We start from the raw sequence: 434 nt of genomic DNA on the forward strand, positions 1-434 counted from the left end.
CGCGCACGCCGACGTGCTGCGAGTCCTGGACGAGGAGGGCGCACCGGACACGGTGGTGCTGCACTGCTTCTCCGGCGACCCGGACTTCGCGGCCCAGTGCATCCTCCGCGGTTACCACCTGAGCTTCGCCGGCACGGTGACCTTCGCCAACGCCGGTGGCCTGCGCGCGGCCGCCGAGATCACCCCGGCCGAGCAGATCATGGTGGAGACCGACGCGCCCTATCTGACCCCGGTGCCGCACCGCGGCCGGCCCAACGCCTCCTACCTGATCCCGCTGACCGTGCGCGCCCTGGCCGCGGCCCGTGGCGAGGACCTGGACGCCCTGTGCGCGGCCATCTCCGCGAACGGCGAGCGGGTCTTCGGCCCCTGGCGCTAGTCGATCACCCAGGCCTTCACGCCGAGTTGTTCGCCGAGGCCGCGCACGGTCGCGGCGA

Annotated in this window: 1 protein-coding gene; it reads left to right on the forward strand. The window is 73.3% G+C overall.

The features are described 5' to 3' along the window. Positions 1-376 (forward strand): TatD family hydrolase (locus tag Ato02nite_RS50905; protein ID WP_213013960.1); only part of this gene is annotated, 376 nt, incomplete at its 5' end. Positions 377-434 lie beyond the last annotated feature (58 nt).

It is taken from the genome of Paractinoplanes toevensis (assembly GCF_018332695.1).
GTDB lineage: Bacteria > Actinomycetota > Actinomycetes > Mycobacteriales > Micromonosporaceae > Actinoplanes > Actinoplanes toevensis.